The sequence below is a fragment of the Streptococcus sp. 959 genome (genome assembly GCF_013277075.1).
Classification (GTDB): Bacteria; Bacillota; Bacilli; order Lactobacillales; family Streptococcaceae; genus Streptococcus; species Streptococcus pseudopneumoniae_C.
On the sequence record NZ_VMMF01000031.1, the window covers coordinates 1 to 19,695 of the forward strand.

Genomic DNA, 19,695 nt, shown 5'->3' on the forward strand with positions numbered 1-19,695 from the left:
ACTTTTTGGGGTCAGTACATATGTGGTTCCTCAAGCTTTTTTTATTTCTAGACTAGACATCTAAAGGTTGTCCAGTGTGATTGAGTTGTGTGACAGTAACAAAGAAATCCTCTCTCATTCGAGTCAGAAGTTGATTTGGATAGACCTTTTCAAAGTTATCAAGACTGGCAAAGATATGTTTAGCAAGCTCTAGACCTCTGACATCATCTTTTCTGAGAAAATTATTAGCCCGTTCCATGGAAAGACTAATCATCTCTGTCATCTTGGTGCTCAGTAGAGGGAAAGTATTAATCACTTCCAAGGTTTTCACAGCTAAGCTCTCAGCTTTATCATAGTAGCCATTAACAGAGTAATGCTTGATAGCAGTTCTTAAGCAGGCAATATAGTAGTCAGCAGTACGGATTGAATGGTATTCAGTCTGTTTTTTTAGAGTATCTAATAAGTGGTAGAGCCTATAATCTAAAAATTCGATTGAAAAGTGAGGCAGGATAGATGAAAAGATATTGACCTCAATTTTGTTCCAGTCGTCTAATTCACTCAGATAGTTTTTGATATATTCTAGTTCTTGGTAATCTTTTGGAGTCAGAAAAGAATCGCCGATGATGTTTGCGATAGCAAATTTATTGACTACACGATTGGCAATCACATAGTGTTCAGCGATCCCAGGATTTTCCATGGGTTGATTAATCAAACTAATGATCTTTTTAAATTCACGCTTATAGGCCAAATCAGCAACTTGAGCCTGTAATTTATGAAATTCCGTTGGAAACATCTGTGTTTTGAGACTATCAAAGGTCTCCTTATCAATTCCAATATTAGAAAGAATCTCTTCAAATTTTTGAATGGTTATTCGAGATTTCCCTTGCTCAAACTGACGTAAAAAATGAGGAGTCACTGTAGTCCCAGCAGCTTCCTTCTGTGTAAACCCTCTTTCCTCACGGATGGCCTTATAGACTAATCCATAAATACTTTCATCTTGCATCCTAAATCTCCTCAAGTCTTTTTTTCATCCTACCATAATTCTACCAGTTTTTAAGGGAATTTTTAGAAAAAAGTAATTATAGTTACGTTTTTTCGGGGGGGGGGGGTAATTGTTCAATAAAGGTAAATATAGATACGCTTTTCGTAAATAAGGTAAATACCATGCTATACTGTAAGCGTAAACAATAAAATCTTAAAGGAGATTCTTGATGAAAAAATACATTTTACTTGCTTCAGCTGTTTTAGCGGTGGGTTTTGCAACTACAACAAGTGATACAAATCCTTTCTTTGTGTCAACAGTTAGAGCTGACACCCAGACGATTAATCCATCTGCACAATACTATATTCTTGTTCCGAAGGGTTCAGAAGTATTTAAAAATTGGAGAGGTACTGTCAATCGTCCCATTATTTCGGCTACAAAAACTACTCCAGAATTATCTTATTTCCTAGAATCTGATCGCAACTATATAGCTAATGAGAATAAGTCTGGTGCTAATTACATAGAGTGGAAGGGGACTGTAGAAGAGTTTAAAGAGGCTGTTAAGAAGCTGACGGATAAAAAACCAACTCCAAATCCAGCTCCAATTCCACAATCGGATAAAAAACCAACCCCAGATCCAACTCCAATTCCAAAATCTACAGTTCCATCTGGCTGGTCAGGTTCTTCTTACTACCAAAATGGCACTAAAGTCACTAGTAAGTGGATTTTCGATAAGAACTATGATTCCTACTTCTACCTAGATGCTTCAGGTAATTATGTTCAAAATGCTTGGGTGGGTGATTATTATCTTAAGTCAGGTGGATACATGGCTAAGAGTGAGTGGATTTATGATAAGAACTATGGAGCTTATTATTACTTAACCTCAGATGGTTACTATGCCCGTAACACTTGGGTGGGTAATTATTATCTCAAGTCAAACGGTAAGATGGCTAAAAGCGAGTGGATCTATGATAAGAACTACAGTTCATATTATTACCTAACGTCGGAAGGAAGTTACGCTCGCAATACATGGGTAGGCGATTACTATCTCAAGTCAAATGGTAAGATGGCTAAAGGTGAGTGGATTTATGACAATAACTACAGCTCATACTATTACTTAACATCAGAAGGAAGCTATGCTCGTAATACATGGGTAGGTGATTATTATCTTAAGTCAAATGGTAAGATGGCAGTGAATGAGCGTACACCAGATGGTTATCAAGTTGATGGCTCAGGCAAGTGGATTAGTTCTGAGGGAACTCATACAGCAAGCAGTTCACAAGCAACATCATTGGGAGTAAGCCTTTATCATGTCAATGATGCTATGACCTATATTGATATCGCTCTACCTAGTACTCCATCTTCATCTTATCAAGTAGCCTATGATTTTGCCTTAGTTGATGCAAATACAGGTTCAGTTTCTACACAAACCCAGTTTACTGTGACCTACAATCCAAGTCTACGTGCTTTTCAAACTCGTCACTTCTTTAGTGCCACTCCAGATGGTAGTTATCGCTTTGTTATCAAAGGAAAAGGACAAGATGGCAAGGTATACGATGGACAATCTGTTGTCTTTCGTGTGAAGAACCATCGTTTTGTCGGATAGATGAGTGATAGTTTTTAAACAAATAAATATTAAAAATAAAATAAAGGAAATGAATAACATGAACAAAAAGAAATTATTAGTATGTGCTTTGGTACTTTCAACAGTCGGAGTAGTATCAACAATTGACACAGCAGGAGTTTTACCTTTTTCAGCGCAAACAGTACATGCAGAGATTACTCGTACCGAGAATCATGAGGTAAAATCTAAGATTACTCCAGGTTCAGAAAATGAAAAAATCTATGTTGATATGACTGTTCAAAGTGTACCTGGTAGCTCATATGCGTATATACGAGCAGATCTTATAAATAAAAATACTGGACAAATAGCTAAAAAAGAAGCTTTAGGAAGAAGATTTGATGCTGCGTCTGTACCCCGTACTTTACAAGATTCTACAACTTTTTCAAGTGTACCTGATGGAGAATATTATCTAAAATTTTATAGTGAAGATGAACTAACTTCTAAAACTTTACATATTTTCAGCGGTAAATCAGCTACATTCACTGTTAAGAATGAAAAATATGTCAATCCTCTAGACTCTTCAACTCCTAAAGAAACGGAAAAACCAAAAGCTACTGAAACTCCAAAACAATCTACTAACTCTAACTCAGGTCAAACTGGATGGTCAGGTTCTTCTTACTATCAAGCTGGTGTGAAAGTAGTGAATCAATGGATTTTTGATGTTCAGTACAATTCTTACTTCTACCTAAATGCCTCAGGTAACTTTGTTCAAAATGCTTGGGCTGGAAGTTACTACCTCAAATCAGGTGGCTATATGGCTAAGAGCGAGTGGATTTATGACAATAACTATCAATCATACTATTACTTGACAGCAGAGGGTAGCTATGCACGTAATGCCTGGGCTGGAAGTTACTACCTTAAATCAGATGGTAAAATGGCTAAGAGTGAGTGGATCTATGATAGCAGCTATAGCTCTTACTATTACCTAACATCAGAAGGCAGCTATGCTCGTAACACATGGGTAGGCGACTACTATCTCAAGTCAAATGGTAAGATGGCGGTTAATGAACGTACCCCAGATGGCTACCAAGTAGATGGCTCAGGTAAGTGGGTTCGCTAGAATGATAGCTTGTGAGAAATGGCTTATAACAAATAAATAGAAAACAATTTGCGAATAGGTAACATTTTGATACACTAAAAATAGCGAAAGGAATTGGCATAGGCTGGTTCCTTTCTCTTAGATAAGGGAGTAATATGAAAAAGTTATTATTAGCTACAACACTTTCACTGACACTAGTTCTAGGAGGGTGTCAGTATCTACCTTGGAATAAAAGCGCGGAACCAGTAACCGAGGAAGTAGCAAGTCCAGATATAGATTACAGTTACTACAATAAGGTTCTGGATGACTATGAAAAAGTAGCGAAAGGTACTTTACCGACAGGTATGGATGTCAATCCTCTGGCTAGTCAAGTAAAGTCTTCTCAAGGCTTTTATACAGATGTGGTTTACCACAAAACGGATTTGAATAACGACGGAGTGGATGAACTCTTGCTTGCTCTTGAAATGAAGAGTGGCGAAAAGAGTTTACTTGATATTCGTACGCTGAAAGACGAAAAGGTGATTCGTTTGACCAATCAAGAGAATCGTTTAGACCAGATTGGTGAGAGAATGACAGTCGGTATCCTTCCAGACAATTCTCTGCTCTATCGTGGAGCTGGTACAGCAACGAGTCACATTTATGCTCACTACCAATTTAGTGAAGATGGGCAGTCTTTGGTAAAGGATAAGGAAGCTCAAGAACTAGCGGATCTTGGGGTCGGTTCACCCATTTCTCTAGAGACTTTGAGCTGGAAGTCTGTTTCAGATAAGATTCCTGGCGGAAGCAGTGCAGACAAGGGGAAACCAAGTGTAGATTACAGTCCTTATAATAGTATTTTGAAGGATTATGAATTTATTTTAGACCATAAGTCAGAGGTTAAGGATAACATCAATCTAACTGCTAATATCTATGCAGGGATGGCAGAACGCAGTCAAGCCTTTACCTATGCAATGGTTGATATGGATAAAAATGGTATTGATGAATTGATTGTCTCTTCGAAAAATGGTAGTGAGATTTTAGATATTTTTACACTCAAAGATCAGAAAGTTATTCGCCTCACCAATGCTGAAAATAAAATGCAGATGCTTGGAACACGTTTCAAGGCCTATCTATTAGAAAATGGTAATCTCTATACCCAGTGGAATCCGTTCGCAGGAGATCCACAGACCATTCATACCATTTGGAAATTGAATAGTAGTGGGGACAAACTAGAGAAGGTTAAAGAAGCTAAGACAGAGGATGAAGTCAGTCCTGGTGCTCGAATGAATCTATCTAGTCTGACTTGGAAATCTGTAACAGAAAAATTTGCTGCAACAGCATCTTCATCAAATCAAAATACTTCTGGGAAAATGGACATTAATGCCATAAAAAATGGAGATTTCTCTAGTATTGAGGGAAAATGGAGTAATGGTCATGGAGGAGAAGACTTAGTCTTTAGTAAAGATGGGTTGATAGCGCCAGAGGGATTTAAAGTTGACCTTGCAGAATCAGAAATAGTCAATGATTTTCTACGAGCTCGCTATTCAGGTCCATCTTTTGGAGTCTTTATTCAATTCATACCAGCAGGTGTTAGAATACCTGATGAGACATCAATGGATGGATTAATATCAGACGCTTCGGATATAAGTAAAGATAGAATCATCTATCGTGCTTCATTTCCAGTACATAATAAACCAGAACAATTCTTATATCGTGTGGAATAGGAGTGACACAGATTGATTTAATAATTAATAGAACCCCATGCACATGGGAATGCTCAATCTTTCTTCTACAGAGTCAAATAAGATTTTTCCAAAAAACATTGACAAAAGCCAACATTTTTTGTAAAATAATAATCAATTAAATACCAACACCGAATGAAGTTTAATAGAAGTGGCAAATCGTTTGATTTTTCATGACTGTAAATGGACGGAACTCTGGAGAGACCGTAAAGGCACCGAAGGGGCAAGGCAGGCAACTGCTCAAACTCTCAGGTAAAAGGACAGAGCTAGGATAGACCGCTTTTTAGCATTTATCTAAGCATTCCAGAGTACATGTATCTTGCATGTGCTCTTTCTTTTGGGGTTGAAAAGATAGGAGAAGGAAATGTTAGAATTGCTTAAATCAATCGATGCTTTTGCTTGGGGTCCACCCCTCTTGATTTTATTGGTCGGAACAGGGATTTACCTAACTGTCCGTTTAGGACTTTTGCAGGTTTTGCGTCTCTCTAAGGCCTTTCAGCTTATTTTTATCAAGGATAAGGGGCATGGGGATGTCTCCAGTTTTGCGGCCTTGTGTACAGCCCTGGCAGCGACAGTTGGTACGGGAAATATTATCGGGGTGGCGACAGCTATCAAGGTCGGTGGACCAGGAGCTCTATTTTGGATGTGGATGGCGGCTTTCTTTGGAATGGCAACCAAGTATGCGGAAGGTTTATTGGCTATCAAATACAGGACTAAAGACGATAACGGTGCTGTTGCAGGAGGTCCAATGCACTATATTCTTCTAGGGATGGGAGAAAAGTGGCGACCACTTGCTATCTTCTTTGCTATTGCAGGTGTCTTAGTAGCTTTGTTAGGAATCGGAACCTTTACCCAAGTCAACTCGATTACAGAATCTGTCCAAAATACAACGACTATTTCGCCAGCTATTACGGCTCTCGTTTTGTCTGTCTTAGTAGCGATTGCTGTTTTTGGAGGACTCAAGTCTATTTCAAAGGTTTCGACAGCCGTTGTTCCTTTTATGGCTATCATCTATATTTTGGGAACTCTTACAGTTATTTTCTTCAATATTGGAAAACTTCCTGCTACAGTCGCTTTAATCTTGACATCAGCCTTTAGTCCTGTTGCTGCGGTAGGTGGATTTGCTGGTGCTAGCATTCGGATGGCTATCCAAAATGGTGTGGCGCGTGGTGTCTTCTCAAACGAATCTGGTCTGGGTTCTGCTCCCATTGCAGCTGCTGCGGCTAAGACAAATGAACCAGTAGAGCAAGGTTTGATTTCCATGACAGGAACCTTTATTGATACCCTCATCATTTGTACTCTGACTGGTTTGACCATCTTGGTAACTGGAGTATGGAATAGTGACTTGAATGGAGTGGCTTTGACTCAGTCAGCCTTCTCAACAGTATTTTCTCACTTTGGGCCTGCCCTCTTGACTATCTTCCTTGTACTTTTTGCCTTTACAACGATTCTAGGTTGGAACTACTATGGAGAACGCTGTTTCGAGTTTCTCTTTGGGGTTCGTTTTATCTGGCTCTACCGTGTGATTTTTGTGCTCATGGTCTTGCTGGGAGGTTTTATCGAGTTGGATATGGTCTGGATTATTGCTGATATTGTCAACGCTTTGATGGCTCTGCCAAACTTGATTGCTCTCTTAGTTTTATCACCAGTTGTTATTGCTGAGACTAAAAAGTATTTTAATAAATAATAGAATCACACATCGCGTGTGATTTTTTGCTTTCATAAAAAATTTCTATCAGTGCAATTTAAAATATATATTATACACGGTATAGAATCTGTGATAGACTAGATTTCAACAACATGAAAAGAGGTTTTATGATGACAACATTTACAATCCATACAGTAGAATCAGCACCAGCAGAAGTGAAAGAAGTTCTTGAAACAGTAGAAAAAGATAACAATGGCTATATTCCTAACCTAATCGGTCTCTTGGCTAATGCACCGACTGCTTTAGAGGCTTACCGTACTGTCGGAGCTATCAACCGTCGCAACAGCCTGACACCTGTTGAGCGCGAAGTAGTGCAAATCACGGCAGCTGTGACAAATGGTTGTGCCTTCTGCGTCGCAGGTCACACAGCCTTTTCAATTAAACAGATCCAGATGAACGATGACCTGCTTCAAGCCCTTCGCAATCGTACTCCAATTGAAACAGATCCTAAATTGGACACCCTAGCTAAGTTTACCTTGGCAGTTATCAATACCAAGGGTCGTGTAGGAGATGAAGCCTTGTCTGAGTTTCTAGAAGTTGGCTATACCCAACAAAATGCCTTGGATGTGGTTCTTGGTGTCAGCCTAGCAAGTCTCTGTAACTATGCCAACAATCTAGCCAATACACCAATTAACCCAGAATTGCAACCTTATGCTTAATTCATATCTGAGTAAAATGAAGTCTGAAATAATCGGACTTCGTTTTTTATCCCCTCATTTAAGCGCTTTTATGCTATACTGAAACTAACATGATTATTGGAGGTTAGGATGAAAAAACTCCCCTTGGTATTTTCTGGTTGTTTGCTAGGTTTAGCAGGAGCTGGAAATCTTATTTTAGATACGTTGCCGGTTCTGTCCCATCTTTTTAGTCTGACAGGTTTGATTTTGTGGATTTATTTTCTAATTCTACATCTCTTTAATTGGAAGGAAACCAAGAAAGAATTGACCAAGCCCCCTCTTTTATCAGGGATGGCAACCTTTCCCATGGCTGGGATGATTTTATCTACCTATGTCTTTCGCGTATTCCCTCATCTTCCTTTAGTAGCGCAGGGTCTCTGGTGGTTTTCATTTCTCTTGGATTTGGCCTTGATTGCTGGTTTCACCATCAAGTTTGCCTGTCCAGGTCGAAGGGTTCATGCGACTCCAAGCTGGACGGTGCTTTATGTGGGGATAGCAGTAGCAGCCTTGACCTATCCTCTTGTAGGCATCATCGAAATTGCCTATGCGACCTTGAGTTTTGGATTTCTCTTGACCTTCTATCTCTACCCGCTTATTTATAGCGATTTAAAGAAACATCCACTCCCACTAGCCATGCTTGGACAAGAAGGAATCTACTGTGCTCCCTTCTCTCTACTCTTGGCTTCTCTAGTTCGAGTTGGAGGAGCCAGTCTACCGACTTGGCTCTTAATCGTCATGATCTTGGCTTCTCAATCTTTCTTTTTCTTTGTTTTGACTCGCCTGCCCAATATTTTAAAACAAGGCTTTCAACCAGCCTTCTCAGCCCTTACTTTCCCAACCATTATCACAGCTACCTCGCTCAAGATGGCTCAGGGAATCTTGAAACTTCCATTTCTGGATTATCTGGTCTTGGCTGAAACTATTATATGCCTAACTATTTTATTCTTTGTATTAGGTGCTTATTTAATTTGGTTACGAAAAAAGGTCTAGCTAGAAATAGCTAAACCTTATTTTTATGGTTTGATAACTTCAGCTCCACCCATGTAAGGACGAAGAGCTTCTGGGATGGTCACAGAACCATCTTCATTTTGATAGTTTTCAAGAATAGCAGCTACTGTACGTCCAACTGCAAGTCCAGAACCGTTCAAGGTATGGAGCAATTTCACCTTGCCATCAGCTTCATCACGGTAACGGATTTGAGCACGACGGGCTTGGAAATCTTCTGTATTTGAACAGCTTGAGATTTCACGGTAATTGTTTTGCGCTGGAATCCAAACTTCCAAGTCGTAAGTTTTCGCAGCTGAGAAGCCCATATCTCCAGTAGAGAGAGCAACGACACGGTATGGAAGGTTGAGCTTTTGAAGGATATTTTCAGCGTTGGCTGTCATTTTTTCCAATTCTTCGTAAGATTCTTCTGGTTTGGCAAATTTAACCATTTCAACCTTGTGGAATTGGTGCAAACGAATCAAGCCACGCGTATCACGACCAGCTGAACCAGCCTCAGAACGGAATGATGGACTCATAGCAGTGAAGTAGATTGGCAAGTCTTTACCGTCCAGGATTTCATCGCGGTAGTAGTTTGTTAAAGGAACTTCAGCTGTAGGAATGAGGACGTAATTGCTATCGCTCAATTCAAAAGTATCTTCCTTGAATTTTGGATATTGACCAGTACCAAACATAGAATCGTGGTTAACCATGTAAGGCGTGATGACTTCAATATAGCCTTCCTTGCCATGCTCATCCAACATAAAGTTGTAGAGAGCACGTTCCAAACGAGCACCGAGGCCTTTATAGAAGAGGAAGCGAGCTCCTGTTACCTTACCACCGCGTTCCCAGTCAAGGATACCAAGGTCTTCACCAAGATCCCAGTGAGCTTTTGGCTCGAAGTCAAACTCGCGTGGAGTCCCCCAACGGCGAACTTCCACATTGTCATCTTCGTCAGCTCCGACAGGAACGCTGTCAGCTGGGATATTTGGAAGAGTAGTGGTAAATTCTGTCAATTTAGCATCGATTTCTGCCAATTCAGCATCCAAGGCTTTGACTTCAGCAGATAGATTTTGCATGGCAGCAATCTTGTCATCTGCATTTTCCTTGTTGCGCTTAGCTTGGGCAATCTCAGCAGAAACTGTGTTACGTTCTGCCTTGAGAGTTTCAACCTTGACCAAGATGTCACGACGCTTAGCATCGATTTCTTTCATCTCATTCAAGATAGCAGCATTTACACCACGTGTAGCCAATTTTTCTGCGACAGCATCAAAGTCTGTACGAATACGTTTGATATCTAACATAAGAACTCCTTTATGAAAAAAGCACACCTGACAAAGCGTTGGAGTGGCAGGGCCACGGTTCCATCCAACTTCACAGGTGTGCACTTGATTGTTTATGTAATTGTTACTAACGGTAGAATTTCACCTATCTCTCCTATCTGCTCGCAGCATCCGCAGACTTTCTGAAAGAAGAAAATAGCTTACTTATCCGTTGCTATGATTATACTAAAGTTTCTACTTTTTTGCAAATAGATTTTTAAATTTTTGGCTAATTGTCTGAATTAGGGTAGGAAGTTTGACGACCTTGTCATTGCCTAGTTTTTCGCGAGCAATTTTGAGAATGGCCCCTGAGTCTTTTGAAGCAAAGAGGAATTTTCCTCTGTCTGTAAAGACTTCGAAGTGGCGACTGATTTTGCGACCAGTGACATTGGCCCCAATCTGGTTGATATGGTCCCAAGGAATCTGGATAAATTGTTCGACATTAACATCTGGGTAAAATTCCAGAGCCTGATCTCCGACAAGGAATTTTCCAACTTTCCCAGCTATAGAGAGGTAGGAAGTTCCTGTCGTATTGAGGAGCACTGTTTTGTTAAGTGATTGAGCCATGCTTAGTCTTCCTTACTTTCACCGAAAAAGGCATTGTAAAGGGCTTTAATAGCTGCTTTCTCTTGGTCCTTATGGACAACAAACATAATAGATACTTCACTAGAACCTTGAGACATCATCTGGATGTTGATCTTATTTTCAGATAGAGCACGTGTTGCAGTAGCAGTTACTCCGATATGGCTCTTCATCTTTTCTCCAACAATCATAATGATAGAAAGGTCGTGTTCGATTTCTGCATGGTCTACTTCAGCCTTTTGAACCAACTGACGAAGGATTTCTTCTTCCTTGATAGGAGTTAGTTCGCGAGAACGGAGGATGATTGAAAGATCGTCGATACCTGTTGGCATATGTTCCCAACCGATGTTAAGATCTTCAAGGATTTGAAGAACCTTGCGTCCAAATCCAACCTCACGGTTCATGAGGTATTTCGACATGTTGATGCTGACAAAGCCTGAGTCACCAGCAATTCCCACAACTGGAAATTCATCACTACTATGTTTTAGAACGATACGAGTACCTGGATGGTCAGGGTTGTTGGTATTCTTGATAACGAGAGGGATTTTTCCACGGTAGGCAGGAAGAAGGGCTTCGTCATGAAGAACTGAGAAACCTGCATAGGCCAACTCGCGCATTTCACGGTAGGTCAACTCAGGAATCGAGTGTGGTTGGTGGATAATTCCTGGGTGGGCTGCAAAGATACCATCAACGTCTGTAAAGTTTTCATAGAGGTCTGCCTTAACACCTGCAGCAATGATAGAACCTGTAATGTCTGATCCTCCACGTGAGAAGGTACAGATTTGATTTTCCTTAGTAACTCCAAAGAAACCAGGAATGACAAGGACTTCATTTGCATTTGTCAATTCTTCAATCTTGTCATAACTTGATGGAATGATGCGAGCGTGACCAGGTTCACTTGTGACCACAATACCAGCTTCTCGAGGGTGCACATAGCGTGCATCAATACCATTTTGGTTAAAGTAGGCAGCAATCAATTTGGCATTGTTATTTTCACCCGCTGCTAGGAAAGTATCGTAGAGAAATTCATTTTCTTCAATAGGAAGAGTGGCCAAGGCGCGAATGCTTTTTGAAATTTTTTCTAGCACAGCTGGTTTAAGACCTAGTTCACTAACCATAGCAGCATAGCGGTCGATAATCCAGTTTTGACTCTTGCTAATATCGTTACCAGCAACATAGTCGCGATAGTATTTAATTAAAGCATCCGTAACCTTAGTATCTTCAGCATTGCGTTTACCAGGCGCAGAAACGACGACAAAACGACGCTCTGAATCGCTTTTGACGATGTTTAAAACTTTTTCTAATTGACTAGCAGAGGCAAGAGAGCTACCTCCAAATTTAACAACTTTCATAAGAACTCCTAAAGTAAGTATTTTATACGATTATAGCAGAAAGAAAGCCTTTTTTCAATGAAGAAAATAAGATGCTTTCTAGGATAAAGCGAGCCTTTCCAATCGGCTGAGACACTTTTAGTCGATTTTTTATTGCTTTCGAGTTTTAAAAAAGCTATACTTTGATAACAAAACAATTTAAAAGACTTATAAAATAAAAGGAGCCCTGATGGAACACATTATTTATCAGATTGAAGAGGATTTGGCAATCCTTACCTTGAATCGTCCTGAGGTCGCGAATGGTTTTCATATTCCTATGTGTGAGGAGATTTTAGAAGCGCTGACTCTGGCAGAGGAGGATCCGGTTGTGCATTTTATCTTGATTAATGCTAATGGAAAAGTTTTCTCAGTTGGGGGAGATTTGGTAGAGATGAAGCGGGCAGTGGATGAGGATGATATTCCATCATTGACGAAAATCGCAGAATTAGTCAATACTATTTCTTATAAAATCAAGCAAATAGGAAAACCTGTTTTAATGGAAGTTGACGGTGCTGTTGCAGGTGCCGCAGCGAATATGGCTGTTGCTGCAGATTTCTGTCTGGCAACGGATAAGGCTAAGTTTATCCAAGCTTTTGTTGGAGTTGGCTTGGCTCCGGATGCAGGAGGAATTCATCTTTTGAGTCGAAGTATTGGTGTGACGCGTGCAACTCAACTAGCCATGACAGGAGAGGCTTTGTCCGCAGAAAAAGCTCTGGAGTGGGGTCTTGTTTATCGGGTCTCTGAAGCTGATAAACTTGAAAAAACGAGAGAACAGCTTCTTAAAAAATTGAGACGCGGGTCAGCTAATTCTTATGCAGCCATCAAGAAGTTGGTATGGGAGAGCCAATTTAAAGATTGGCAAGATTATGCTGCTTTAGAACTGAACCTACAGGAATCCTTGGCCCAAACAGAAGATTTCAAAGAAGGAGTTCGGGCTCATTCGGAGAGAAGAAGACCGAAATTTACTGGAAAATAAGAAAATACTTGCACCATTCTTTGAAGTTTGATATAATTCTCTTGTCAAATGTTTTGATTGTGAAAGTTTTTTGAAAGGGAGGGAAAAGAGATTGGACTACCAACGAATTAATGAATATTTAACATCTATATTTAACAATGTCCTCGTCATCGAGGAAGTTAGCTTGAGGGGTAGTCGTTTCAAAGATATCTCCATCAAAGAAGTCCATACAATCGATGTAATTGGAAAATTCCCAGACGTGACGCCAAGTCAAGTGTCGAAAGAGTTGATGGTGACTCTTGGGACTGTTACGACGAGTTTAAATAATCTCGAACGTAAGGGGTACATTGAACGCATTCGCTCAGAGCAGGATCGTCGTGTGGTACATCTGCATTTGACAAAGAAAGGTCGCTTGGTTCACAGACTTCATAAACGCTTCCATAAGGCCATGGTTGAAAATATTATCGACGGTATGAGCAAGGAAGAAACTGAGGTTATGGGCAAAGGTTTGACGAAACTTTATCAATTTTTGGAGGATTTGAAATAATGGCTTTTGCAAAACTAAGCCAGGTTGCTCATTATGTGCCAGAGCAAGTGGTTACAAATCATGATTTGGCCCAGATTATGGATACCAATGATGAGTGGATTTCAAGTCGGACGGGAATACGACAAAGGCATATTTCAAGGACAGAATCTACCAGTGATTTGGCTACAGAGGTTGCGAAGAAACTGATGGCAAAAGCTGGAATCACAGGAGAAGAGTTGGATTTTATCATCCTAGCTACCATCACTCCAGATTCGATGATGCCCTCAACAGCTGCTCGTGTCCAAGCTAATATTGGTGCAAAAAAAGCTTTTGCTTTTGACCTAACAGCTGCTTGCAGTGGATTTGTATTTGCTTTGTCAACTGCTGAAAAGTTTATCGCTTCTGGTCGCTTTCAAAAAGGCTTGGTGATTGGTAGTGAAACCCTCTCTAAGGCAGTCGATTGGTCAGACCGATCAACAGCTGTCTTGTTTGGAGATGGTGCTGGTGGTGTCTTGCTAGAAGCTAGCGAGCAAGAGCATTTCTTGGCAGAGAGTCTCAATAGTGATGGAAGTCGTAGTGAGTGTCTAACTTATGGACAGTCAGGCTTGCATTCTCCATTTTCAGATCAAGAAAATGCAGAGTCCTTTTTGAAGATGGATGGGCGCGCAGTCTTTGATTTTGCCATTCGAGATGTAGCCAAGTCTATCAAACAGACTATTGATGAGTCTCCTATAGAGGCGACAGACTTGGATTATCTGCTACTTCATCAAGCTAATGACCGTATCTTGGATAAAATGGCTAGAAAAATCGGTGTCGACCGAGCTAAACTTCCAGCTAATATGATGGAATATGGCAATACTAGTGCAGCCAGTATCCCGATTTTACTTTCAGAGTGTGTAGAACAAGGTCTCATCCGTTTAGATGGTAGCCAAACTGTTCTGCTATCAGGCTTCGGTGGAGGCTTGACCTGGGGCACGCTCATTCTTACAATTTAGGTAATCATGTGGTGAACACATTGTTATAAAAAACTATTTATTTTAAAGGAGTCCTATCATGGCAGTATTTGAAAAAGTACAAGAAATTATCGTTGAAGAACTTGGAAAAGACGCATCAGAAGTAACACTTGAATCAACTTTTGATGATTTGGACGCAGATTCATTGGACTTGTTCCAAGTAATTTCAGAAATTGAAGATGCTTTTGATATCCAAATCGAAGCAGAAGATGACTTGAAAACAGTTGGTGACTTGGTTGCCTACGTTGAAGAGCAAACAAAATAAGCAGAATACAAATAGAAGGAGTAGGGAAACCCGCTCCCTCTTGTTTAGGCAATAGTTTGATTTTCAAATTATGACAGTATCGAACTATTACGTAAGCAAGAAATGATGGAGGCACTATGAAAACGCGTATTACAGAATTATTGAACATTGATTATCCTATTTTCCAAGGAGGAATGGCCTGGGTTGCTGATGGTGATTTGGCAGGGGCTGTTTCCAAGGCTGGAGGACTAGGGATTATCGGTGGGGGAAATGCCCCGAAAGAAGTTGTCAAGGCAAATATTGATAAAATCAAATCATTGACGGATAAACCTTTTGGTGTCAACATCATGCTCTTGTCTCCCTTTGTGGAAGATATTGTAGACCTTGTTATCGAGGAAGGTGTTAAGGTAGTGACAACAGGCGCAGGAAATCCTGGCAAATACATGGAACGCTTCCATGAAGCTGGGATCACAGTCATTCCTGTTGTACCAAGTGTTGCCCTAGCTAAACGCATGGAAAAAATCGGTGCGGATGCTGTTATTGCAGAAGGAATGGAAGCTGGGGGGCATATCGGTAAATTAACAACCATGACCTTGGTGCGCCAGGTAGCTGCCGCTGTATCTATTCCTGTTATTGCTGCAGGAGGGATTGCAGATGGTGAAGGTGCTGCCGCTGGCTTTATGCTAGGTGCAGAGGCTGTTCAGGTTGGAACACGTTTTGTCGTTGCAAAAGAGTCTAATGCCCATCCGAATTATAAGGCCAAGATTTTAAAAGCTAGAGATATTGATACTACGATTTCAGCTCAACACTTTGGACATGCTGTTCGTGCTATTAAAAATCAGTTGACTCGTGATTTTGAAAAAGCTGAGAAAGATGCCTTTAAACAGGAAAATCCTGATTTAGAAATCTTTGAACAAATGGGAGCAGGTGCCCTAGCCAAAGCAGTTGTTCACGGAGATGTGGATGGTGGATCAGTCATGGCAGGTCAAATTGCAGGGCTTGTTTCTAAAGAAGAAACAGCTGAAGAAATCCTAAAAGATTTGTACTATGGAGCAGCTAAGAAAATTCAAGAAGAAGCCTCTCGTTGGGCAGGAGTTGTAAGAAATGACTAAAACAGCTTTTTTATTTGCTGGTCAAGGTGCCCAGTATCTAGGGATGGGACGGGATCTTTATGATCAGTATCCGATTGTCAAAGAAACGATTGATCAAGCGAGTCAGGTACTCGGTTATGATTTGCGTCATCTCATCGATACAGAAGCAGAAAAACTCAATCAGACCCGCTATACCCAACCAGCTATTTTAGCGACTTCAGTTGCTATCTACCGTTTATTGCAAGAGAAGGGCTATCAGCCTGATATGGTTGCTGGTTTGTCCCTTGGAGAATATTCTGCCTTGGTAGCCAGCGGCGCCTTGGAGTTTGAAGATGCGGTTGCCTTGGTAGCTAAGCGTGGAGCCTATATGGAAGAAGCGACTCCTGCTGGTTCTGGCAAGATGGTCGCAGTTCTCAATACGCCAGTAGAGGTCATTGAGGAAGCCTGTCAAAAAGCTTCTGAACTTGGAGTGGTTACCCCAGCCAACTATAACACACCTGCACAAATCGTGATTGGTGGAGAATTGGTTGCGGTTGACAAAGCTGTTGAACTCTTGCAGGAAGCTGGTGCCAAGCGCTTGATTCCTCTCAAGGTGTCAGGTCCCTTTCATACCGCTCTCCTTGAGCCTGCTAGCCAAAAACTAGCTGAAACTCTAGCTCAAGTAAGTTTTTCAGATTTTACTTGTCCCCTAGTTGGCAATACAGAAGCTACGGTCATGAAAAAAGAAGACATTGCTCCACTCTTGACGCGTCAGATCAAGGAACCGGTTCGTTTCTATGAGAGTATTGCAGTTATGCAAGAAGCAGGAGTAACCAACTTTATCGAGATTGGACCCGGGAAAGTTTTGTCAGGCTTTGTGAAAAAAATTGATAAAAGGGCTAAACTAGCCACTGTTGAAGATCAGGCGAGCTTGGAAGCTCTTCTAGGAAACTAGTAATCCTTCTCCCATAAATACAAGAGGAAACAGGAGAAAAGAATGCAACTAAAAAATAAAAATATCTTTATTACAGGTTCGAGTCGTGGGATTGGTCTTGCCATTGCCCACAAGTTTGCTCAAGTAGGGGCCAACATCGTCTTAAACAGTCGTGGGCCTATCTCAGAAGAATTGCTCGCTGAATTTTCAGACTACGGTGTCAAGGTAGTTCCTATTTCAGGTGATGTGTCTGATTTTGCAGACGCTAAGCGTATGGTTGAGCAAGCTATTGCAGAGCTGGGTTCAGTAGATGTTTTGGTTAACAATGCAGGAATTACCCAAGATACCCTGATGCTCAAGATGACAGAAGCAGATTTTGAAAAAGTGCTCAAGGTTAACCTGACTGGCGCCTTTAACATGACACAATCAGTCTTGAAACCGATGATGAAAGCCAGAAAAGGTGCTATCATTAATATGTCTAGTGTTGTTGGTTTGATGGGAAATATCGGTCAAGCTAATTATGCTGCTTCTAAGGCTGGTTTGATTGGTTTTACCAAGTCTGTGGCGCGTGAAGTGGCCAATCGCAATATCAGGGTTAATGCTATCGCACCTGGAATGATTGAGTCCGATATGACAGCAGTCCTATCAGACAAGGTAAAAGATGCCATGTTGGCGCAAATTCCTATGAAAGAATTTGGGCAAGCAGAACAAGTTGCAGATTTAACAGTATTTTTAGCAGGCCAAGATTATCTAACTGGTCAAGTGGTTGCCATTGATGGTGGCCTCAGTATGTAGCAGAAGCTAGAGGTAAAAAAGATGAAACTAAATCGTGTAGTAGTAACAGGTTATGGAGTGACATCTCCAATCGGAAATACACCAGAAGAATTTTGGAATAGTTTGACAACTGGAAAAATCGGAATTGGTCCAATTACAAAATTTGATCACAGTGACTTTGATGTTCATAATGCAGCAGAAATCCAAGATTTTCCTTTTGATAAATACTTTGTAAAGAAAGATACCAACCGTTTTGATAACTATTCTTTGTATGCCTTGTATGCAGCCCAAGAAGCTGTCAACCACGCTAAGCTGGATGTAGAGGCTATTGACAAGGATCGTTTTGGTGTTATCGTTGCCTCTGGTATTGGTGGAATCAAGGAAATTGAAGATCAAGTGCTTCGTCTCAACGAAAAAGGACCAAAACGTGTGAAACCATTGACCCTTCCAAAAGCCTTGCCAAATATGGCTTCAGGAAATGTTGCCATGCGTTTTGGAGCAAACGGTGTTTGTAAATCCATCAATACTGCCTGCGCTTCATCAAATGATGCGATTGGGGATGCCTTCCGCTCAATCAAGTTTGGTTTCCAAGATGTTATGTTGGTAGGTGGTTCAGAAGCCTCTATCACACCTTTTGCTATCGCTGGTTTCCAAGCCCTAACAGCTCTCTCTACTACAGAAGACCCAAGTCGTGCTTCTATTCCATTCGATAAGGACCGCAATGGGTTTGTCATGGGTGAGGGTTCTGGGATGTTGGTTCTTGAAAGTCTTGAACACGCCGAAAAACGTGGCGCTACTATCCTGGCTGAAGTGGTTGGTTACGGTAATACTTGTGATGCCTATCATATGACTTCTCCACATCCAGAAGGTCAGGGAGCCATCAAGGCCATCAAACTAGCCTTGGAAGAAGCTGAGATTTCTCCAGAGCAAGTAGCCTATGTCAATGCTCACGGCACTTCAACTCCTGCTAATGAAAAAGGAGAAAGTGGTGCTATCGTAGCTGTTCTTGGTAAGGAAGTACCTGTGTCATCAACTAAGTCATTCACTGGCCATTTGCTGGGAGCTGCAGGTGCAGTAGAAGCTATCGTTACAATCGAAGCCATACGTCATAACTTTGTACCAATGACAGTCGGAACAAGTGAAGTATCAGATTATATCGAAGCCAATGTCGTTTATGGACAAGGCTTGGAGCAAGAAATTCCATACGCTATTTCAAATACCTTTGGTTTTGGTGGTCACAATGCAGTTCTTGCTTTCAAACGTTGGGAGAATAAATAAGTATGAATTTAAACGATATTAAAGACTTGATGGCCCAATTTGATCAGTCAAGTTTGAGAGAATTTTCTTATAAAAATGGGACGGATGAGTTGCAGTTTAGCAAAAATGAAGCTAGACTTGTGCCTGAAGTTGCATCTCAAGTCGCTCCAGCGCCCGTTCTAGCAACACCAAGTCCAGTAGCTCCTTCATCTGCTTCAATAGAAACTGTAGTGGAAGAAGTTCCTGCTTCAGTTGAAGCAAGTGTGGCTGCTGAGGGAGATATTGTAGAGAGCCCACTTGTTGGGGTGGCTTACTTGTCTGCTGGTCCTGATAAACCTGCCTTCGTTACAGTTGGTGATAGTGTCAAAAAAGGTCAAACATTGGTCATTATCGAAGCCATGAAAGTCATGAATGAAATTCCTGCACCTAAGGATGGTGTGGTAACAGAAATTCTCATTTCTAACGAAGAAATGGTTGAGTTTGGTAAAGGATTGGTACGCATCAAATGATCGATATTCAAGGAATTAAAGAAGCTCTACCCCATCGTTATCCCATGCTCCTAGTAGACCGTGTCTTGGAAGTGAGCGAAGACACCATTGTTGCCATCAAAAATGTGACCATCAATGAGCCTTTCTTTAACGGCCATTTTCCTCAATACCCAGTTATGCCAGGCGTTCTGATTATGGAAGCCTTGGCGCAAACAGCTGGTGTTTTGGAATTGTCTAAGCCTGAAAATAAGGGGAAACTAGTCTTTTATGCTGGTATGGATAAGGTCAAGTTTAAGAAGCAAGTTGTACCAGGAGACCAATTGGTTATGACAGCGACTTTTGTAAAACGTCGTGGCACCATTGCCGTGGTTGAAGCAAAGGCTGAAGTGGATGGCAAGCTTGCAGCTAGTGGTACTCTTACCTTTGCAATAGGGAACTAAGGAGGT

Annotated in this window: 20 protein-coding genes and 1 riboswitch; of the genes, 16 read left to right on the plus strand and 4 right to left on the minus strand. The window is 41.0% G+C overall.

Features of this window, described 5'->3' with window-relative positions; genetic code table 11:
* Positions 1-52: 52 nt before the first annotated feature.
* Positions 53-982: a helix-turn-helix transcriptional regulator gene (locus HT717_RS08870; RefSeq protein ID WP_049540198.1), complete on the minus strand. Its 930-nt coding sequence runs from the start codon at positions 980-982 to the stop codon at positions 53-55.
* 208 nt (positions 983-1,190) lie between these two features.
* Here HT717_RS08870 and HT717_RS08875 point away from each other — a divergent pair, with 208 nt between their 5' ends.
* The 6 genes from HT717_RS08875 to HT717_RS08900 all read left to right on the plus strand — a co-directional run bounded on the left by HT717_RS08875 (position 1,191) and on the right by HT717_RS08900 (position 8,720).
* Positions 1,191-2,567 (plus strand): N-acetylmuramoyl-L-alanine amidase family protein, encoded by a 1,377-nt coding sequence (locus tag HT717_RS08875; protein WP_049538823.1) that lies wholly within the window; start codon positions 1,191-1,193, stop codon positions 2,565-2,567.
* A 58-nt stretch (positions 2,568-2,625) separates the two neighbouring features.
* Positions 2,626-3,645 (plus strand): hypothetical protein, encoded by a 1,020-nt coding sequence (locus HT717_RS08880; RefSeq protein WP_049538821.1) that lies wholly within the window; start codon positions 2,626-2,628, stop codon positions 3,643-3,645.
* A 134-nt stretch (positions 3,646-3,779) separates the two neighbouring features.
* Positions 3,780-5,327 (plus strand): DUF6287 domain-containing protein, encoded by a 1,548-nt coding sequence (locus tag HT717_RS08885; RefSeq protein ID WP_173305064.1) that lies wholly within the window; start codon positions 3,780-3,782, stop codon positions 5,325-5,327.
* Positions 5,328-5,530: 203 nt separating this feature from the next.
* A riboswitch (glycine riboswitch) is annotated at positions 5,531-5,619 on the plus strand.
* Positions 5,620-5,709: 90 nt separating this feature from the next.
* Complete coding sequence (locus HT717_RS08890) at positions 5,710-7,032, plus strand: sodium:alanine symporter family protein (RefSeq protein WP_049538815.1); 1,323 nt, start codon at positions 5,710-5,712, stop codon at positions 7,030-7,032.
* 131 nt (positions 7,033-7,163) lie between these two features.
* Positions 7,164-7,712: a carboxymuconolactone decarboxylase family protein gene (locus HT717_RS08895; RefSeq protein ID WP_049538827.1), complete on the plus strand. Its 549-nt coding sequence runs from the start codon at positions 7,164-7,166 to the stop codon at positions 7,710-7,712.
* 108 nt (positions 7,713-7,820) lie between these two features.
* A complete protein-coding gene (locus HT717_RS08900) occupies positions 7,821-8,720 on the plus strand; it encodes a TDT family transporter (protein ID WP_049538813.1) in 900 nt (299 codons plus the stop codon).
* Between the two features lie 23 nt (positions 8,721-8,743).
* Here the strand turns inward: HT717_RS08900 and serS are convergent, their stop codons facing one another.
* The 3 genes from serS to HT717_RS08915 all read right to left on the minus strand — a co-directional run bounded on the left by serS (position 8,744) and on the right by HT717_RS08915 (position 11,970).
* Positions 8,744-10,018: a serine--tRNA ligase gene (gene serS / locus HT717_RS08905; protein ID WP_049538811.1), complete on the minus strand. Its 1,275-nt coding sequence runs from the start codon at positions 10,016-10,018 to the stop codon at positions 8,744-8,746.
* Between the two features lie 213 nt (positions 10,019-10,231).
* A complete protein-coding gene (locus HT717_RS08910) occupies positions 10,232-10,603 on the minus strand; it encodes a DUF956 family protein (RefSeq protein ID WP_049538810.1) in 372 nt (123 codons plus the stop codon).
* A gap of 2 nt (positions 10,604-10,605) precedes the next feature.
* Positions 10,606-11,970 carry an aspartate kinase gene (locus HT717_RS08915; RefSeq protein ID WP_049538809.1) on the minus strand — a complete coding sequence of 455 codons (1,365 nt, stop codon included), beginning with the start codon at positions 11,968-11,970 and terminating at the stop codon, positions 10,606-10,608.
* 208 nt (positions 11,971-12,178) lie between these two features.
* On the opposite strand from HT717_RS08915, the gene HT717_RS08920 reads away from it, so the two are divergent.
* The 10 genes from HT717_RS08920 (at position 12,179) to fabZ (ending at position 19,689) form a co-directional block, all read left to right on the plus strand.
* Complete coding sequence (locus HT717_RS08920; RefSeq protein ID WP_049538808.1) at positions 12,179-12,964, plus strand: enoyl-CoA hydratase; 786 nt, start codon at positions 12,179-12,181, stop codon at positions 12,962-12,964.
* A gap of 91 nt (positions 12,965-13,055) precedes the next feature.
* Positions 13,056-13,490: a MarR family transcriptional regulator gene (locus tag HT717_RS08925; RefSeq protein ID WP_000386357.1), complete on the plus strand. Its 435-nt coding sequence runs from the start codon at positions 13,056-13,058 to the stop codon at positions 13,488-13,490.
* Entirely contained in the window at positions 13,490-14,464 is a 975-nt protein-coding gene (locus tag HT717_RS08930) for a beta-ketoacyl-ACP synthase III (protein ID WP_049538807.1), read from the plus strand. The genes HT717_RS08925 and HT717_RS08930 overlap by 1 nt, the downstream gene beginning before the upstream one ends.
* Positions 14,465-14,522: 58 nt before the next feature.
* Complete coding sequence (locus HT717_RS08935; protein WP_000257838.1) at positions 14,523-14,747, plus strand: acyl carrier protein; 225 nt, start codon at positions 14,523-14,525, stop codon at positions 14,745-14,747.
* Positions 14,748-14,863: 116 nt separating this feature from the next.
* Positions 14,864-15,838: an enoyl-[acyl-carrier-protein] reductase FabK gene (gene fabK / locus HT717_RS08940; RefSeq protein ID WP_000857439.1), complete on the plus strand. Its 975-nt coding sequence runs from the start codon at positions 14,864-14,866 to the stop codon at positions 15,836-15,838.
* Positions 15,831-16,751 carry an ACP S-malonyltransferase gene (gene fabD, locus HT717_RS08945; protein WP_049538806.1) on the plus strand — a complete coding sequence of 307 codons (921 nt, stop codon included), beginning with the start codon at positions 15,831-15,833 and terminating at the stop codon, positions 16,749-16,751. Before fabK ends, fabD begins: the two co-directional genes overlap by 8 nt.
* A gap of 42 nt (positions 16,752-16,793) precedes the next feature.
* A complete protein-coding gene (fabG, locus tag HT717_RS08950; protein WP_049538805.1) occupies positions 16,794-17,525 on the plus strand; it encodes a 3-oxoacyl-[acyl-carrier-protein] reductase in 732 nt (243 codons plus the stop codon).
* 21 nt (positions 17,526-17,546) lie between these two features.
* On the plus strand, positions 17,547-18,782 hold the full coding sequence (gene fabF, locus HT717_RS08955) for a beta-ketoacyl-ACP synthase II (protein WP_000774069.1): 1,236 nt from the start codon (positions 17,547-17,549) through the stop codon (positions 18,780-18,782).
* A gap of 2 nt (positions 18,783-18,784) precedes the next feature.
* Positions 18,785-19,270, plus strand: a complete 486-nt coding sequence (accB, locus tag HT717_RS08960) for an acetyl-CoA carboxylase biotin carboxyl carrier protein (RefSeq protein ID WP_001052227.1) — start codon at positions 18,785-18,787, stop codon at positions 19,268-19,270.
* Positions 19,267-19,689 carry a 3-hydroxyacyl-ACP dehydratase FabZ gene (fabZ, locus tag HT717_RS08965; RefSeq protein ID WP_000565515.1) on the plus strand — a complete coding sequence of 141 codons (423 nt, stop codon included), beginning with the start codon at positions 19,267-19,269 and terminating at the stop codon, positions 19,687-19,689. The genes accB and fabZ overlap by 4 nt, the downstream gene beginning before the upstream one ends.
* Positions 19,690-19,695 lie beyond the last annotated feature (6 nt).

Bases quoted from the DNA above. Each gene is read 5' to 3' on its own strand.
- HT717_RS08880 (WP_049538821.1), top strand. From the start codon at position 2,626: ATGAACAAAAAGAAATTATTAGTATGTGCTTTGGTACTTTCAACAGTC.
- HT717_RS08890 (WP_049538815.1), top strand. From the start codon at position 5,710: ATGTTAGAATTGCTTAAATCAATCGATGCTTTTGCTTGGGGTCCACCC.
- HT717_RS08920 (WP_049538808.1), top strand. From the start codon at position 12,179: ATGGAACACATTATTTATCAGATTGAAGAGGATTTGGCAATCCTTACC.
- HT717_RS08910 (WP_049538810.1), bottom strand. From the start codon at position 10,603: ATGGCTCAATCACTTAACAAAACAGTGCTCCTCAATACGACAGGAACT.
- HT717_RS08895 (WP_049538827.1), top strand. From the start codon at position 7,164: ATGACAACATTTACAATCCATACAGTAGAATCAGCACCAGCAGAAGTG.
- HT717_RS08875 (WP_049538823.1), top strand. From the start codon at position 1,191: ATGAAAAAATACATTTTACTTGCTTCAGCTGTTTTAGCGGTGGGTTTT.
- fabK (WP_000857439.1), top strand. From the start codon at position 14,864: ATGAAAACGCGTATTACAGAATTATTGAACATTGATTATCCTATTTTC.
- HT717_RS08885 (WP_173305064.1), top strand. From the start codon at position 3,780: ATGAAAAAGTTATTATTAGCTACAACACTTTCACTGACACTAGTTCTA.
- HT717_RS08935 (WP_000257838.1), top strand. From the start codon at position 14,523: ATGGCAGTATTTGAAAAAGTACAAGAAATTATCGTTGAAGAACTTGGA.
- fabF (WP_000774069.1), top strand. From the start codon at position 17,547: ATGAAACTAAATCGTGTAGTAGTAACAGGTTATGGAGTGACATCTCCA.
- fabD (WP_049538806.1), top strand. From the start codon at position 15,831: ATGACTAAAACAGCTTTTTTATTTGCTGGTCAAGGTGCCCAGTATCTA.
- HT717_RS08915 (WP_049538809.1), bottom strand. From the start codon at position 11,970: ATGAAAGTTGTTAAATTTGGAGGTAGCTCTCTTGCCTCTGCTAGTCAA.
- fabZ (WP_000565515.1), top strand. From the start codon at position 19,267: ATGATCGATATTCAAGGAATTAAAGAAGCTCTACCCCATCGTTATCCC.
- accB (WP_001052227.1), top strand. From the start codon at position 18,785: ATGAATTTAAACGATATTAAAGACTTGATGGCCCAATTTGATCAGTCA.
- fabG (WP_049538805.1), top strand. From the start codon at position 16,794: ATGCAACTAAAAAATAAAAATATCTTTATTACAGGTTCGAGTCGTGGG.
- HT717_RS08870 (WP_049540198.1), bottom strand. From the start codon at position 982: ATGCAAGATGAAAGTATTTATGGATTAGTCTATAAGGCCATCCGTGAG.
- serS (WP_049538811.1), bottom strand. From the start codon at position 10,018: ATGTTAGATATCAAACGTATTCGTACAGACTTTGATGCTGTCGCAGAA.
- HT717_RS08900 (WP_049538813.1), top strand. From the start codon at position 7,821: ATGAAAAAACTCCCCTTGGTATTTTCTGGTTGTTTGCTAGGTTTAGCA.
- HT717_RS08930 (WP_049538807.1), top strand. From the start codon at position 13,490: ATGGCTTTTGCAAAACTAAGCCAGGTTGCTCATTATGTGCCAGAGCAA.